The sequence below is a fragment of the Streptomyces sp. NPDC058985 genome, from assembly GCF_042740985.1.
Classification (GTDB): domain Bacteria; phylum Actinomycetota; class Actinomycetes; order Streptomycetales; family Streptomycetaceae; genus Streptomyces.
Genome location: NZ_JBHYJX010000006.1, coordinates 30,448 through 46,456 on the forward strand (window position 1 = coordinate 30,448; position 16,009 = coordinate 46,456).

Here is a 16,009-nt window from a genome sequence, read left to right on the forward strand (position 1 = left end):
CGTCAGGCCACCCAACCTAACCTCTGCCCCTCCGCCTCCCTGACATAGCCTCCTGACCATGACTGCTGAGGTGTGGCTGCCCATCCCGCCGGACGAGATCGAGGGCCTCCCCGAGGGCCCCGTGTACCGCCACTGGAACGGCGAGGAGACCTTTCCCGCCGACCCGGGCGACTGCGCGTACTACGTCGTCCCCTACATGAAGCCCAGCGGGATCGGTACCCGCCCGCTGCCCGGTATGCGTTCCGTCCAGGTCGTCCAGACCCTCTCCGCGGGCATCGACCACGTGGAGCCCGGACTCCGGTACCTGCCCCCGGGCGTCCGGCTGTGCAACGCCCGCGGGGTGCACGAGGCCAGCACCGCGGAGCTGACCCTCGCCCTGATCCTGGCGTCGCTGCGCGGTATCCCGGACTTCGTGCGGGCCCAGGACCGGGGCGAGTGGCTCGGCGGGTTCCGGCCGGCGCTCGCCGACCGGAAGGTGATCGTCGTCGGGTACGGATCGATCGGCGCCGCGATCGAGGACCGGCTCGTGCCCTTCGAGGTCGCGCCGGTCGTGCGCGTCGCGCGCTCCGCACGCACCACGGCGCGCGGTCCGGTGCACCCGCTCACCGAACTGCCCGCCCTGCTCCCGGAGGCGGACGTCGTGATCCTCTCCACCCCGCTCACCGAGGCCACCCGCCATCTCGTCGACGCGGAGTTCCTCGCCCGGATGAAGAACGGCGCCCTGCTCGTCAACGTCGCGCGCGGGCCGGTCGTCGACACGAAGGCGTTGCTCGCCGAACTGGAGAGCGGACGCCTCACAGCCGCCCTCGACGTGACCGACCCCGAACCGCTGCCGCCGGGCCACCCGCTGTGGCATGCTCCCGGCATAGTCGTCAGCCCGCACGCCGGCGGGCCGACCTCCGCCTTCCTGCCGCGCGCCAAGCGGCTGCTGGTGGACCAGTTGAACCGTTTCGTGAACCAGGAACCACTGCGCAACGTGATCCTGACGACGGGCGCGTAATCCGTTTCGGGCACCCTCCGCAACCCCCTGGATGCGGTGGGTGCGCGCATATCCGCTGGTCGTCACGGAGCGTAGAGAACCTATGTCCCTGAGTGACGATCCTGGTGTATCGTCCGACAGGGGACGCGCCGCGCACCGTACGGCGCCGGGGATGGACATCTCAGACTGTGAGGGGGGCGACGGGCGATGCACGGCCTATGGACGAACGACCCGACGCGGCGGAGCCGCCGCCGGCGACCCTGGCGCACGACCACGACCGCGCGCGGACGGGGCCGGCCCAGCCGGCACGCCCAGTGCGGCCCTCACCGCCGCCGGCCGGGCGGCCGCGGGAGGCCCCGGTGAGCCCGCCGCCCGTGCCCACGCTGGACGGGACGCTGCGCGCACAGCCGGCCCCCGGACCGCTGCTGCCCCGGCCCTCGGCCGCCTCCCGCGGCCCCACCTTCGTCCGCCAGCTCGTGCTGGCCCTGGTCTGCGCGGGCTACGCCGTCGGGTCCGCGCTCGGCTGGGGTTCGGAGTACGCCGCCAAGATCATGGGCGACTTCGGGCTGAGCGCCGCCGCGGGCGCCGCCGCCGTCTCCTGTCTCCTCTACGCCCGCGGACGCCGCGTCCGTTTCCGGCCGGCGTGGCTGCTCTTCGCCCTCTCCTCGGCCATGGCGTCCCTGGGCAACCTGGTCTGGGGGTGGTACGAGGTCGTCCTGCGGGTGCCCGTGCCCAGTCCCAGCTACGCCGACCTGTTCTTCCTGTGCTTCGCGCCGCCCGCCATCGTGGGGCTGCTCGTCCTGGCCAAACGGCCGGTCACCAAGGCCGGCTGGATCTGCCTGGGCCTGGACGCCTGGCTGATCGGCGGCTCGCTGCTGACGCTGGCCTGGAGTCTCGCGCTCGCCCAGGCGGCCAAGGCCGAGGGCGGGTCCAGCGTGGCGCACTCCGCGCTCTCCGTGGCGTACCCGCTGCTCGACATCGCGCTGGTCAGCATGGTGCTGGCGCTGCACTTCAGGCGCTCGCCCGTCTGCCGTTCGGCCGTCAACACCGCCATCGGCGCGCTCGCCCTGACGGTGATGTGCGACGCCCTCTTCACCTCGCCGCTGTTCCACAACAGCTACCGCTCCGGCCAGTTGCTCGACGCGGGCTGGTTCGCCGGCTCCCTGCTGCTCGCCTACGCCCCCTGGGCCGCGACCCGGAGCGGACGGGCCCCGGACGGGGAGGGCGCCGGCGGGCACACGCGCGTGGTGCGCGAGCACATGCCCGGACAGCGCGGCTCCGGACACCCGCAGGCGCCACCGCCCGGGCCCGTGCCGGGCGGTGAGCGGGGACGCTATCCGGCCGCCCGGCCCATCGCGGGATCCCTGGCCGCGCTCACCCCGTACCTCGCCGCCGCGGTCTGCACCCTGGGCATCCTCTACAACGTGCTCAACGGCCGCAGCGTCGACCGCGTGGTGCTGCTGACCGGCGGCACCGTGGTGCTCGCACTCGTCGTCCGGCAGGGCATCATGCTGCTCGACAACATCGTCCTCACCCAGGAACTGGCCCAGAAGGAGAACCACTTCCGCTCCCTGGTGCAGGGCTCCAGCGACGTCATCATGATCGCCGCGCCCACCGGCGTCCTCCGCTACGTCTCCCCGGCCGCCGCCGGTGTCTACGGCCGCCCCGCGGAGGAGCTGGTCGGCAGCGAACTGGCCGGGCTCATCCACCCGGAGGACCTCGGCTGCGTGATGCACGAGGTGCGCCGCTTCCTCGCCGCCAGCCCCGTCGAGGAACCGACCGCGCGCATCGAGTGCCGCTTCCGCTCCGGGGACGGCGGCTGGCTCAACGTCGAGTCCACCGTCAACCGCCACCACGGCGGCCTCATCTTCAACAGCCGGGACGTCACCGAGCGCGTGCGCCTCCAGGCCCAGCTCCAGCACAACGCCGAACACGACCCGCTCACCGACCTGCCCAACCGCGCCCTGTTCACCCGGCGCGTCCAGCAGGCCCTCTCCGGCCGCCGCGCCCTGGACCGCGGTGCCGCCCTGCGGGGTACGGCGGTGCTCTTCATCGACCTCGACGGCTTCAAGGGCGTCAACGACACCATCGGCCACCAGGCCGGGGACGAACTGCTGGTGCAGGCCGCCCGCAGACTCCACGAGGCCGTCCGCAAGGGGGACACCGCCGCCAGACTGGGCGGCGACGAGTTCGCGGCCCTGATCGTCGGGGACGGGGCCCGGGACCGGGCCGCCCGCGAGGGCCACATCAGGGAACTCGCCGACCGCCTGCGGATGACCCTCTCCCAGCCCTACCTCATCGACGGCAACGATGTCCGTGTCAACGCCTCCATCGGCGTCGCCTTCGCCGAACCGGGCCTCGGCGCGGGCGAGTTGCTGCGCAACGCCGACCTCGCGATGTACCGGGCCAAGGCGAGCGGCAAGGGCCGTGTCGAGCTGTACCGGCCGCAGATGCAGCAGGACGTCGTGCGCAAGGCCGAGCTGGCCACCCGGCTGCGGGTCGCGCTGCACGACGGCGAGTTCGCACTGCTGCACCAGCCCGTGGTCTCCCTGACGGACGGCCGGATCACATCGGTCTGCGCCCAGGCGCGCTGGCGCTCCTCGCAGGGCGTGCTCTTCACCCCCGCCGAGTTCCTGCGGGTCGCCGAGGACGCCGACAAGACCGCCGAACTGGACCGCTGGGTGCTCCAGGAGGCCGTCGAGCAGGCCGCCGAACGGGCGGCGACCGGGCTGCCGGTCACCGTGGCCATACGCATCGGGGCCCGCCGCCTGCTGGACCGCTCGATGCCGCTGGGTTCCGTGGAGGCCCAGCTGACCCGGCACGGGCTCCCGCCGGGTTCTCTCCTGATCGAGCTGTCGGACATCGATCCACGGGTCGGCCTGGACGAACTGGACCGCCGGCTGAACGCGCTGCGCAGGGTGGGTGTCCGGATCGCGCTGGACGGCTTCGGCAGCGGCTACGCGGCGATCACCGCGCTGCGGCGCCTGCCCGTCGACGTCCTCAAGCTCGACCGCGGGCTGGTGGAGGGCGTCGTGGAGTCGGCGCGGCTGCACAAGATCACCAGCGGTCTGCTGCGCATCGCCACCGACCTCGGGCTGAAGTCCGTGGCCGACGGGGTGGACCTGCCCGAGCAGATCGTCGCCCTGCGCGCGATGGGCTGCACGCACGGACAGGGCATGGCGTTCTCCGGACCGCTGGACGAGTACCGGCTGCGCAGAGCGCTGGGCACCGGCCACTACCCCGTGCCGCACGGACCGGCCGAACCGGCCTTCGCGGGCGGCGCCAAGGGGGTGTACGCCAAGAGCGTCGGCACCACCGCCACCGGCCAGGTTCCCGGCGGTCTCCCGTCGGGACTGCCGGCCGTCCTCGGTGGTGGTACGGCACTGCGCTCACATAATGAGACTCCCGTCCCACCCACTTGACAGTGGGTGCGCGCCGGGGGGAGGGTCAGTGCCATGCGCACCCGAATTCTCGTACTTGGAAAGCGCGTCGGCTGAAGCTGGTGATGTCCGGACCACCCGGACTCCCGGCGACCCACACCCGACGCGCTCCCCTCGCTTGCCTTATGGCACGAGGGGTTTTTTGTTGCACAGGCACCCGCCGAGCAGCAGCCGCAGACCGCACGAATCCTCGCAAAAACCCTCAGCATCGAGAAGAGAATGCCGATGACCGAGCAGGCCACCGGGGCCCATCACCCGCAGCCGCGGCCCCGTTCCGGAGGACAGCAGTCCGCCCCCGAGTCCGTCACGGGTGCGAAGTCCCTCATCCGCTCCCTTGAGGAGGTCGGGGTCGACACCGTATTCGGCATTCCCGGTGGCACGATCCTCCCCGCCTACGACCCGATGATGGACTCCAGCAGGGTGCGCCACGTGCTCGTCCGTCACGAGCAGGGCGCGGGCCACGCGGCCACCGGCTACGCGCAGGCCACCGGCAAGGTCGGCGTCTGCATGGCGACCTCCGGTCCCGGTGCCACCAACCTGGTGACACCGATCGCGGACGCCAACATGGACTCGGTGCCGCTGGTCGCGATCACCGGCCAGGTCGTCTCCAAGGCGATCGGCACCGACGCCTTCCAGGAGGCGGACATCGTCGGCATCACGATGCCGATCACCAAGCACAGCTTCCTGGTCACCAAGGCCGAGGACATCCCGAAGACGATCGCCGAGGCGTTCCACATCGCCTCGACCGGCCGTCCGGGACCGGTCCTCGTCGACATCCCGAAGGACGTGCTGCAGACGCGGACGACCTTCTCCTGGCCGCCGGCCACCGACCTGCCCGGCTACCGCCCGGTCACCAAGCCGCACGCCAAGCAGATCCGCGAGGCCGCCAAGCTCATCTCCGCCGCGAAGCGCCCCGTGCTCTACGTCGGCGGAGGCGTGCTCAAGGCGCAGGCCACCGCCGAGCTGAAGGTCCTCGCCGAACTCACCGGGGCGCCCGTCACCACCACCCTGATGGCGCTCGGCGCGTTCCCCGACAGCCACCCGCTGCACGTGGGAATGCCGGGCATGCACGGTGCGGTCACCGCCGTCACCGCGCTGCAGAAGGCCGACCTGATCGTCGCCCTCGGAGCCCGCTTCGACGACCGCGTCACCGGCAAGCTGGACAGCTTCGCCCCGTACGCCAAGATCGTCCACGCCGACATCGACCCGGCCGAGATCGGCAAGAACCGCGCCGCGGACGTCCCGATCGTCGGCGACGCCCGCGAGGTCATCGCCGACCTCGTGCAGGCCGTCCAGAAGGAGCACGACGAGGGCAACCGGGGCGACTACACCGCATGGTGGAAGGACCTGACCCGCTGGCGCGAGACCTACCCCCTCGGCTACGACCAGCCCGAGGACGGATCGCTCTCCCCGCAGCAGGTCATCGAGCGCATCGGTCAGCTGGCGCCCGAGGGCACGATCTTCGCGGCCGGCGTCGGCCAGCACCAGATGTGGGCCGCGCACTTCGTCCAGTACGAGAAGCCCGCCACCTGGCTCAACTCCGGCGGCGCCGGAACCATGGGGTACGCGGTCCCGGCCGCCATGGGCGCCAAGGCCGGCATGCCCGGCAACGCGGTCTGGGCGATCGACGGCGACGGCTGCTTCCAGATGACCAACCAGGAACTGACCACCTGCGCCCTGAACAACATCCCGATCAAGGTCGCCGTCATCAACAACGGCGCCCTCGGGATGGTCCGCCAGTGGCAGACCCTCTTCTACAACCAGCGGTACTCCAACACCGTGCTCCACTCCGGCCCCGAGGACGTCAACCCGGACGCCCGCGGCACCCGCGTCCCCGACTTCGTGAAGCTGTCGGAGGCCATGGGCTGCTACGCCATCCGCTGCGAGGACCCCGCCGACCTCGACAAGGTCATCGAGGAGGCGAACTCCATCAACGACCGGCCCGTCGTCGTGGACTTCATCGTCCACGAGGACGCGATGGTCTGGCCGATGGTCGCCGCCGGCACCTCCAACGACGAGATCATGGCCGCCCGGGACGTCCGCCCGGACTTCGGCGACAACGAAGACGACTGAGAGCCGTCAGGACTTCAAGCAGAGGAAGCAGACCATGTCCAAGCACACGCTCTCCGTCCTGGTGGAGAACACCCCCGGCGTCCTCGCCCGGATCACCGCCCTCTTCTCCCGCCGCGGCTTCAACATCGACTCCCTCGCCGTCGGCGTCACCGAGCACGCCGACATCTCCCGCATCACCATCGTGGTGAGCGTCGAGGACTTCCCGCTGGAGCAGGTGACGAAGCAGCTCAACAAGCTCGTCAACGTGCTCAAGATCGTCGAGCTGGAGCCCGCCCAGGCCGTCCAGCGTGAACTCGTTCTGGTGAAGGTGCGCTCCGACAACGAGACGCGCTCCCAGATCGTCGAGATCGTCCAGCTGTTCCGCGCCAAGACCGTCGACGTCTCCCCGGAGGCCGTCACCATCGAGGCCACCGGCAGCAGCGACAAGCTGTCCGCCATGCTCAGGATGCTGGAACCGTACGGCATCAAGGAACTCGTCCAGTCCGGCACGATCGCCATCGGCCGCGGCGCCCGTTCGATCACGGACCGCTCGCTGCGCGCACTCGACCGGTCCGCATAACGACGGCGACGGGCGGCCGGCGCGACGACCGGCCGCCCGTATGCCGAGACCCCGAAACTTCCCTTCCCCCCACCGGCATACGGTGGGACGCAACACCTGCACACAAGGAGAGAACCCAGTGGCCGAGCTGTTCTACGACGCCGACGCCGACCTGTCCATCATCCAGGGCCGCAAGGTCGCGGTCATCGGGTACGGCAGCCAGGGCCACGCCCACGCCCTGTCGCTGCGCGACTCCGGCGTCGACGTGCGCGTCGGTCTGCACGAGGGCTCCAAGTCCAAGGCCAAGGCCGAGGAGCAGGGCCTGCGCGTGGTGAGCCCGTCCGAGGCCGCCGCCGAGGGCGACGTCATCATGATCCTGGTCCCGGACCCGATCCAGGCCCAGGTCTACGAGGAGCACATCAAGGACAACCTGAAGGACGGCGACGCGCTGTTCTTCGGTCACGGCCTCAACATCCGCTACGGCTTCATCAAGCCCCCGGCCGGCGTGGACGTCTGCATGGTCGCCCCCAAGGGCCCGGGCCACCTGGTGCGCCGTCAGTACGAGGAGGGCCGCGGCGTTCCGTGCATCGCCGCCGTCGAGCAGGACGCCTCCGGCAACGCCTTCGCGCTGGCCCTGTCGTACGCGAAGGGCATCGGCGGCACCCGCGCCGGCGTCATCAAGACGACGTTCACCGAGGAGACCGAGACCGACCTCTTCGGCGAGCAGGCCGTCCTCTGCGGTGGCACGGCCGCGCTGGTCAAGGCGGGCTTCGAGACCCTGACCGAGGCCGGCTACCAGCCGGAGATCGCCTACTTCGAGTGCCTGCACGAGCTGAAGCTGATCGTGGACCTCATGTACGAGGGCGGCCTGGAGAAGATGCGCTGGTCGATCTCCGAGACCGCCGAGTGGGGCGACTACGTCACGGGCCCGCGGATCATCACCGACGCCACCAAGGCCGAGATGAAGAAGGTCCTCGCCGAGATCCAGGACGGCACCTTCGCCCAGCAGTGGATGGACGAGTACCACGGCGGTCTGAAGAAGTACAACGAGTACAAGAAGCAGGACTCCGAGCACCTGCTGGAGACCACCGGCAAGGAGCTGCGCAAGCTCATGAGCTGGGTCGACGAAGAGGCGTAAACCTCATCGCCGGGGGCCGGAGCGACGCCGCTCCGGCCCCTTCGGCGAACCCGGGGTAACGTCGGGCCCACGGCGTTGTCCATCCCGTCCAGCCACGGACGGGTGATCCTTCCGCAGAGGCGCGGGACGACGTCCGCCACGCCACTAGACTGCTGAACACATACGCGTCAGGCCCACAGCGTCGTGCGTCTTCCACGCGGCTTAGCGACACCGAATGCGGCCGTCGGGACGGCCGTCCGCATTGGACTTGTGAGGACTCACGTGAGCTCGAAACCTGTCGTACTCATCGCCGAAGAGCTGTCGCCCGCGACCGTGGACGCGCTCGGCCCCGACTTCGAGATCCGCCAGTGCAACGGCGCGGACCGGGCCGAACTGCTCCCCGCCATCGCCGACGTGGACGCGATCCTGGTCCGCTCCGCCACCAAGGTCGACGCCGAGGCCGTCGCCGCCGCCAAGAAGCTCAAGGTCGTCGCCCGGGCCGGGGTCGGCCTGGACAACGTCGACGTCTCCGCCGCCACCAAGGCCGGCGTGATGGTCGTCAACGCGCCGACCTCCAACATCGTGACCGCCGCCGAGCTGGCCTGCGGCCTGATCGTGGCCACCGCCCGCAACATCCCGCAGGCCAACGCCGCGCTGAAGAACGGCGAGTGGAAGCGCAGCAAGTACACCGGCGTCGAGCTGGCCGAGAAGACCCTCGGTGTCGTCGGCCTCGGCCGCATCGGCGCCCTCGTCGCGCAGCGCATGTCGGCGTTCGGCATGAAGGTCGTCGCCTACGACCCCTACGTGCAGCCCGCGCGGGCCGCGCAGATGGGCGTCAAGGTGCTGTCGCTGGACGAGCTGCTCGAGGTCTCCGACTTCATCACCGTCCACCTGCCCAAGACCCCCGAGACCCTCGGCCTGATCGGCGACGAGGCGCTGCGCAGGGTCAAGCCGAGCGTCCGCATCGTCAACGCCGCGCGCGGCGGCATCGTCGACGAGGCGGCGCTGTACTCGGCGCTCAAGGAGGGCCGCGTCGCGGGAGCCGGCCTGGACGTGTACGCCAAGGAGCCGTGCACCGACTCGCCGCTGTTCGAGTTCGACCAGGTCGTCGCCACCCCGCACCTCGGCGCCTCCACCGACGAGGCCCAGGAGAAGGCCGGCATCGCGGTCGCCAAGTCGGTGCGTCTCGCCCTCGCCGGTGAGCTGGTCCCGGACGCGGTCAACGTCCAGGGCGGTGTCATCGCCGAGGACGTCAAGCCGGGTCTGCCGCTCGCCGAGCGCCTCGGCCGGATCTTCACCGCGCTCGCCGGCGAGGTCGCCGTCCGCCTCGACGTCGAGGTCTACGGCGAGATCACCCAGCACGACGTGAAGGTGCTGGAGCTGTCCGCGCTCAAGGGTGTCTTCGAGGACGTCGTCGACGAGACGGTGTCGTACGTCAACGCCCCGCTGTTCGCCCAGGAGCGCGGCGTCGAGGTCCGGCTGACCACCAGCTCGGAGTCCCCGGAGCACCGCAATGTGGTGACCGTGCGCGGCACCCTCGCGGACGGCGAGGAGGTGTCGGTCTCCGGCACGCTGGCCGGCCCGAAGCACCTCCAGAAGATCGTCGCCGTCGGCGAGTACGACGTGGACCTGGCCCTCGCCGACCACATGGTCGTCCTGCGCTACGAGGACCGTCCCGGCGTCGTCGGCACCGTCGGCCGCGTCATCGGCGAGGCCGGTATCAACATCGCCGGCATGCAGGTCGCCCGTGCGACGGTCGGCGGCGAGGCGCTGGCCGTGCTGACCGTCGACGACACGGTGCCCTCCGGGGTGCTGGCGGAGGTCGCGGCGGAGATCGGCGCGACGTCGGCCCGGTCGGTGAACCTGGTCTGAGCGACCGCGTTCTCAAGCGCCGGACGGGCTGAATCGGTCAGCCCGTCCGGCGTTTTCCGTGGGCGCTTCCGGACGCACCCTGATGTGCCTGAGTCCGTCGTCCCCGGCGACCGGCTCGCCGGCCGCCGGCCTGCGTCGGGTGATGGACGCCGCTACAGGCGGTGCGCCTTGAGCGCCATGTGCAGCAGCAGCCGGTCCTCCCCGTCGTCCAGGTCCAGGCCGGTGAGCTGCTCGACGCGGGAGAGGCGGTAGTACAGGGTCTGGCGGTGGATGCCCAGCTCGGCGGCGGCGCGGCCGGCCTGGCCCGCGCAGTCGAGGTAGATCTCGGCGGTGCGGACCAGCTCCCGGTGGGCGGGGGAGAGCAGCACCCGGAGGGCGGGGTCGTGCGCGGACCGCGGGGGCAGCGCGGTCAGCAGGCGGAACGCCCCGATGGACGTCCACTCCGCGACCGGACCGAAGCGGGACTCCGCGCGGGCTGCCCGCGCCGCCGCCGACGCCTCCCACCAGGCCGCCCCCAGCTCCGCCAGTCCCGAGCGCGGCGCGGAGACCCCGGCCGCGATCCCGCCGTCACGGGCCCGCTCGAGGAGCCGGCCCGCCGCCGAGGTCGCCGGGGTCAGTACCTCTGCCGAGCGCAGCCGCACCAGCAAGGCCAGCGACTCGCCCGCGGTGCCCCACGGCACCGTGCACAGCGCCGTCGCCGCCGGCACCGTGCGGACCGAGGGCGCGTCCTCGGGATCGGCCGACGGCCAGGGCGCCACGCAGACCACCGCGTGCAGGGCGTCCGCGCGGGCACCCAGCGCGGTGCGCAGCTCCGCCACCGCCATGTCCCGCTGCCAGTCCCGCTCCGCGGTCAGCACCGCCCGCAGCTCCCGGCTCAGGTCCGCGCCGTGCTGCGCCTCGTCCGCGAGCAGCGCGCCGATCCGGACGGTCACCGCCATGGCCGCGGTCAGCTGCCGCTCCGTCGGACCGGGGTCGGTGTCCAGGAGCCACACATAGCCGAGGACCACGCCCCGGTGGCGTACCGGCAGACAGGTGCGTCCCCGGTAGACCCCCGCCTCCGGGGTCGGCGGGATGCGGACCGGGCCGGTGGCGCGGGTGATGCCGAAGCCCTCGAACCAGGCCCGGACGGCCGCGGTGGAGCGCCGGGTCAGGATCGAGCGGGTGCGCACCGGGTCCAGGGCGGAGGGGTCGAGGTCGCCCTCGCTGTCGTAGGCGCCGAAGGCGATCAGCTCGAAGTCGCGGTTCTCCAGGGTCGCCGGGGCGCCCAGCAGCTCGGAGATCTCGTCGACCAGCTCCTGGTAGTCACCCTTGGAATCCGTCGTCACCCGGGCATTCTGCCGCATTTGCCCGCCGCTTTCATACACATGTCTGAGATCTGCGGCACGGATGCGTGACAGCTGTCGATGGCCGACGATCGGGGGGATCCTTAGATTTCACGGTGGTTCTCCGTGCCGTCGCCCGTCCGTCGGGCTACGGCCTCGTGTTGGTTGGTAAGTGGAGGTGCCCCGTGCTGGGTCCCGTGATTCTCGCCGCGTCGCGCAGCGACCGGATGCGCCGGCTGGTGTCGGCCGCGCCCGTGACCAAGCCGGTCGTCGACCGGTTCATCCCCGGCGAGACGGTCGACGAGATCGTGCCGATCATCCGGGACCTCACGGACCAGGGCCTGGAACTGACGATGGACGTCGTCGGCGAGGACATCACGAACCCGGGGCAGGCCGAGGCCGCCCGCGACGCCTACCTGGAGCTGATCGACCGGCTGAAGCCGCTCGGCCTCGGCACCCGCGCCGAGATGTCGGTCAAGCTGTCCATGTTCGGCCAGGCGCTGGACGGCGGCCACGAGCTGGCCCTGAAGAACGTCCGCCCGGTCGTCGAGGCCGCCGCCGAGATCGGCACCACGGTCACCCTCGACGCCGAGGACCACACCACCCTCGACTCGATGTTCGCCATCCACGAGGAGTTGCGGAAGGACGTCCCGCAGACCGGCTGCGTCATCCAGTCCTACCTCTTCCGCACCGAGGCCGACGCGCGCCGCCTCGCCGACAGCGGCTCTCGCGTACGGTTGGTGAAGGGCGCCTACAAGGAGCCCGCAGAGGTCGCGTACCAGCAGCGCCACGAGATCGACAAGGCGTACGTCCGCATCCTGCGCACCCTGATGGAGGGCGAGGGCTACCCGATGATCGGGTCGCACGACCCGCGCCTGATCTCCATCGCCCAGGAGCTGGCCCGCACCGCCGGGCGCAAGCTCGACGAGTACGAGTTCCAGATGCTGTACGGCATCCGCGGCGACGAGCACCTGCGGCTGGCCGCCGAGGGCCACCGCATGCGCGTCTACACCGCCTACGGCACCGACTGGTACGGCTACTTCATGCGCCGTCTGGCGGAGAAGCCGGCGAACCTCCGGTTCTTCGCGCGGAGCGTGATCGGCCGTGGCTGATTCGACCGGGCTGTGCCGCGGCTACTGCCGGGGGTCCGGGGGTCGCCCCCCGGGAAAGCACAGCATGCGCCGTCTGGCGGAGAAGCCGGCGAACCTCCGGTTCTTCGCCCGCTCGATGGTCAGCAAGGGCTGAGCCCACCACCGCTCGCAACACCCGCTCAGTAAGGAGTAACGGCAACCATGGACGCTGTGACCCAGGTCCCCACCCCCGTCAACGAGCCGGTGCACGGCTACGCCCCCGGCTCGCCCGAGCGTGCCCGACTGGAGGTCAAGCTCAAGGAGCTGGCCGACAATCCGGTCGACCTGCCCTGCACCATCGGCGGCGTCAAGCGGATGGGCGGCGGTGAGCGCTTCGACGTCGTGCAGCCGCACAACCACAAGTCCCGCCTGGGCACCTACGCCAACGCCACCCAGCAGGACGCCCAGGACGCGATCGACGCCGCCCTGGCCGCGGCCCCCGCGTGGCGCGCGATGTCCTTCGACGACCGCGCGGCGATCATCCTGCGCGCCGCCGAGCTGCTGTCCGGCCCCTGGCGCGAGACCATCGCCGCCTCCACGATGCTCGGCCAGTCCAAGACGGCCCAGCAGGCCGAGATCGACAGCCCCTGCGAGCTGATCGACTTCTGGCGCTTCAACGTCCACTACGCCCGCAACATCCTGGCCGAGCAGCCCCCGGCCAACTCCCAGGGCGTGTGGAACCGCATGGACCACCGCCCGCTGGAGGGCTTCGTCTACGCGATCACGCCCTTCAACTTCAGCGCGATCGCGGCCAACCTGCCCACCGCCCCGGCCCTCATGGGCAACGTGGTGGTCTGGAAGCCGTCCCCGACGCAGACCCACGCCGCCGTGCTGCTGATGCGGCTCCTGGAGGAGGCCGGGCTGCCCAAGGGCGTCATCAACCTGGTCACCGGCGACGGCATCGCGGTCTCCGAGGTCGCCCTGGAGCACCGGGACCTCGCGGGCATCCACTTCACCGGCTCGACCAAGACCTTCCAGCACCTGTGGAAGACGGTCGGCAACAACATCGAGAAGTACCGCACCTACCCGCGCCTGGTCGGCGAGACCGGCGGCAAGGACTTCCTCGTCGCCCACCCGAGCGCCGACCGCGCGGTGCTCAAGACCGCGCTGACCCGCGGTGCCTTCGAGTACCAGGGCCAGAAGTGCAGCGCCACCTCCCGCGCGTACATCCCGGCGTCCATCTGGAACGACGGCTTCAAGGAGGAGTTCGCCGCCGAGGTCGACTACCTCACCATGGGTGACGTCACCGACCTGTCGAACTTCGTCGGCGCGGTCATCGACGCGCGGTCCTTCGCCAAGAACAAGGCCGCCATCGACCGGGCCAAGGAGGACGAGACCTGCACGATCGTCGCGGGCGGCTCCTACGACGACTCGGTCGGCTACTTCGTCCGCCCGACCGTCGTCGAGTGCACCGACCCGGAGAACGAGGTCTTCCGCACCGAGTACTTCGGCCCGTTCCTCGCCGTGCACGTCTACGACGACAGCAAGGCCGACGCGTACGACGAGATGCTCACCCAGATGGAGTCCGTCTCCGACTACGCCCTCACCGGCTCGGTCGTCTCCAACGACCGCGCCGCGGCGGCGTACACGATGGAGAAGCTGCGCTACGCGGCCGGCAACTTCTACATCAACGACAAGTCGACCGGCGCCGTGGTCGGCCAGCAGCCCTTCGGCGGCGGCCGCGCCTCCGGCACCAACGACAAGGCCGGCGCCCCGCAGAACCTGATGCGCTGGACGCTGACCCGCGCCATCAAGGAGACGCTGGTCGCACCGACCGACTACACGTACCCGCACATGGGCTGACGCCCAGTGAGTGACGCCCGGGGGCCAGGTCGACCGACCTGGCCCCCGGGCGTTTTCGCAGTTCGGGGGCGTGTGACCGAAGACGCCGTCTCAGATAGTAGGAAGTCCGAGTAATTGTGGAGACAGACGCTCCGCACTCCCTTAGCTTTGTAGGAGCCGAACGTCCCGCTCGATCGAGCGGATGGCGGTCGTGAGCCGGGCCCCGCGCAGGCAACCCCTGCGGCACCGCGCTCCCCGCCCCTTCCGGCGTCTCCCCGTACCGCTCGCTCTCCGCGCTCCCTTAGTGCCGAAGGAGTCGATTCCCATGGCCGAGACGACCGTCCGCCGCCGAGTCCGCCACCTCTCCCGCAGCGCCGACTCCGACCGCAAGAACGCCGCGGCCGCCCTCCAGCGCGCCCTCGACCGCCGGGACAACGGCGGCGCCACCGGGCACTGAGCCCCGGGCAGTGAGGCGTCCGCATGCCGGACGCCTCATGTCATCCCGTGGGACGAGGAGTAGGGTGCCGCACATGTCGGCAAGTTCTCGCAGCCTCAATCTCGCAGTGATCCCCGGTGACGGCATCGGCCAGGAGGTCGTGGCCGAAGGCCTGAAGGTGCTCTCCGCCGTCCTTCCGCAGGATGTGAAGCTGGAGACCAAGGAGTTCGACTTCGGCGCCCGGCGCTACCACGCCACCGGTGAGACCCTCACCGACGCCGACCTCGACGCCCTCAAGGGCCACGACGCCATCCTGCTCGGCGCCATCGGCGACCCGACGGTGCCGTCCGGCGTCCTGGAGCGCGGCTTCCTGCTCAAGCTCCGCTTCGCCTTCGACCACCACGTCAACCTGCGGCCGTCCAAGCTGCTGCCGGGTGTCGCCACCCCGCTCGCCGGACAGCCGGAGATCGACTTCGTCGTCGTCCGCGAGGGCACCGAAGGCCCGTACACCGGCAACGGCGGCACCATCCGCAAGGGCACCGAGCACGAGGTCGCCACCGAGGTCTCCGTGAACACGGCCTACGGTGTCGAGCGCGTCGTCCGCGACGCCTTCGCTCGCGCCCAGGCCCGCCCCCGCAAGAAGCTCACGCTGGTCCACAAGAACAACGTGCTGACCTTCGCGGGCCACCTGTGGACGGACATCTTCAACAAGGTGGCCGCCGAGTACCCCGAGGTCACCACCGACTACATCCACGTCGACGCCGCGACCATCTACCTGGTCACCGATCCGGCGCGCTTCGACGTGATCGTCACCGACAACCTCTTCGGCGACATCATCACCGACCTCGCCGCGGCCGTCTCCGGCGGCATCGGCGTCGCCGCCAGCGGGAACATCAACCCGTCCGGCGACTTCCCCTCGATGTTCGAGCCGGTGCACGGCTCCGCGCCCGACATCGCCGGCCAGGGCAAGGCCGACCCGACCGCCACGGTCCTGTCCGTCGCCCTGCTCCTGCGCCACCTCGGCCACGAGGCCGAGGCGGCCCGGATCGAGGAGGCCGTCTCCACCGACCTCGGAGAGCGCGGCGGCCTGCCCGCACGGAGCACCTCGGAGATCGGCGACGCACTCGCCGTACGAGTAGCCGGCTGATCCGGCGCACTCGAAATCCAACCTTTCGAAGCCGCCGGGTCCGAGAAACAAGGCACCCGGCGGCTTTCTCCTGCGTCCGCCAGGTGCGACCATCAGACCCTGGACCGCATTCACCCCGTTTTCATCCGTCACCGGCCGCGCGCGATAATCGAACGCGAAGCCGCGACATGAGG

General features: G+C 70.8%; 11 protein-coding genes. 10 read left to right on the forward strand and 1 reads right to left on the reverse strand.

The window, feature by feature from the left end; genetic code table 11:
• Positions 1–58: 58 nt before the first annotated feature.
• From ACFW01_RS07035 to serA, 6 genes are all read left to right on the forward strand, one after another.
• Positions 59–1,000 carry a 2-hydroxyacid dehydrogenase gene (locus tag ACFW01_RS07035; protein WP_234961190.1) on the forward strand — a complete coding sequence of 314 codons (942 nt, stop codon included), beginning with the start codon at positions 59–61 and terminating at the stop codon, positions 998–1,000.
• Between the two features lie 338 nt (positions 1,001–1,338).
• Positions 1,339–4,401 (forward strand): EAL domain-containing protein, encoded by a 3,063-nt coding sequence (locus ACFW01_RS07040; protein WP_234961247.1) that lies wholly within the window; start codon positions 1,339–1,341, stop codon positions 4,399–4,401.
• 243 nt (positions 4,402–4,644) lie between these two features.
• Positions 4,645–6,492, forward strand: coding sequence for an acetolactate synthase large subunit (locus tag ACFW01_RS07045; protein WP_234961189.1), 1,848 nt, complete (start codon positions 4,645–4,647; stop codon positions 6,490–6,492).
• A 34-nt stretch (positions 6,493–6,526) separates the two neighbouring features.
• Complete coding sequence (gene ilvN / locus ACFW01_RS07050) at positions 6,527–7,051, forward strand: acetolactate synthase small subunit (protein WP_122617626.1); 525 nt, start codon at positions 6,527–6,529, stop codon at positions 7,049–7,051.
• 118 nt (positions 7,052–7,169) lie between these two features.
• Positions 7,170–8,168 carry a ketol-acid reductoisomerase gene (gene ilvC, locus ACFW01_RS07055; protein WP_384502587.1) on the forward strand — a complete coding sequence of 333 codons (999 nt, stop codon included), beginning with the start codon at positions 7,170–7,172 and terminating at the stop codon, positions 8,166–8,168.
• A 261-nt stretch (positions 8,169–8,429) separates the two neighbouring features.
• Entirely contained in the window at positions 8,430–10,019 is a 1,590-nt protein-coding gene (gene serA / locus ACFW01_RS07060; RefSeq protein ID WP_384502588.1) for a phosphoglycerate dehydrogenase, read from the forward strand.
• A gap of 152 nt (positions 10,020–10,171) precedes the next feature.
• Here serA and ACFW01_RS07065 read toward each other — a convergent pair whose 3' ends face one another.
• On the reverse strand, positions 10,172–11,362 hold the full coding sequence (locus ACFW01_RS07065; RefSeq protein WP_234960237.1) for a helix-turn-helix domain-containing protein: 1,191 nt from the start codon (positions 11,360–11,362) through the stop codon (positions 10,172–10,174).
• Positions 11,363–11,526: 164 nt separating this feature from the next.
• On the opposite strand from ACFW01_RS07065, the gene ACFW01_RS07070 reads away from it, so the two are divergent.
• The 4 genes from ACFW01_RS07070 to ACFW01_RS07085 all read left to right on the forward strand — a co-directional run bounded on the left by ACFW01_RS07070 (position 11,527) and on the right by ACFW01_RS07085 (position 15,836).
• Positions 11,527–12,453, forward strand: coding sequence for a proline dehydrogenase family protein (locus ACFW01_RS07070; RefSeq protein WP_234960236.1), 927 nt, complete (start codon positions 11,527–11,529; stop codon positions 12,451–12,453).
• Between the two features lie 180 nt (positions 12,454–12,633).
• Positions 12,634–14,274: an L-glutamate gamma-semialdehyde dehydrogenase gene (gene pruA, locus ACFW01_RS07075; protein ID WP_234960235.1), complete on the forward strand. Its 1,641-nt coding sequence runs from the start codon at positions 12,634–12,636 to the stop codon at positions 14,272–14,274.
• A gap of 304 nt (positions 14,275–14,578) precedes the next feature.
• Positions 14,579–14,710: a hypothetical protein gene (locus tag ACFW01_RS07080; protein WP_376359099.1), complete on the forward strand. Its 132-nt coding sequence runs from the start codon at positions 14,579–14,581 to the stop codon at positions 14,708–14,710.
• A 73-nt stretch (positions 14,711–14,783) separates the two neighbouring features.
• Positions 14,784–15,836, forward strand: coding sequence for a 3-isopropylmalate dehydrogenase (locus ACFW01_RS07085; protein ID WP_234960234.1), 1,053 nt, complete (start codon positions 14,784–14,786; stop codon positions 15,834–15,836).
• Positions 15,837–16,009: the final 173 nt, after the last annotated feature.

Coding starts and splice junctions, on each gene's coding strand:
- ACFW01_RS07035 (WP_234961190.1), top strand. CDS start 59: ATGACTGCTGAGGTGTGGCTGCCCATCCCGCCGGACGAGATCGAGGGC.
- ACFW01_RS07045 (WP_234961189.1), top strand. CDS start 4,645: ATGACCGAGCAGGCCACCGGGGCCCATCACCCGCAGCCGCGGCCCCGT.
- ilvN (WP_122617626.1), top strand. CDS start 6,527: ATGTCCAAGCACACGCTCTCCGTCCTGGTGGAGAACACCCCCGGCGTC.
- ACFW01_RS07065 (WP_234960237.1), bottom strand. CDS start 11,362: ATGCGGCAGAATGCCCGGGTGACGACGGATTCCAAGGGTGACTACCAG.
- pruA (WP_234960235.1), top strand. CDS start 12,634: ATGGACGCTGTGACCCAGGTCCCCACCCCCGTCAACGAGCCGGTGCAC.
- ACFW01_RS07080 (WP_376359099.1), top strand. CDS start 14,579: ATGGCCGAGACGACCGTCCGCCGCCGAGTCCGCCACCTCTCCCGCAGC.
- ACFW01_RS07085 (WP_234960234.1), top strand. CDS start 14,784: ATGTCGGCAAGTTCTCGCAGCCTCAATCTCGCAGTGATCCCCGGTGAC.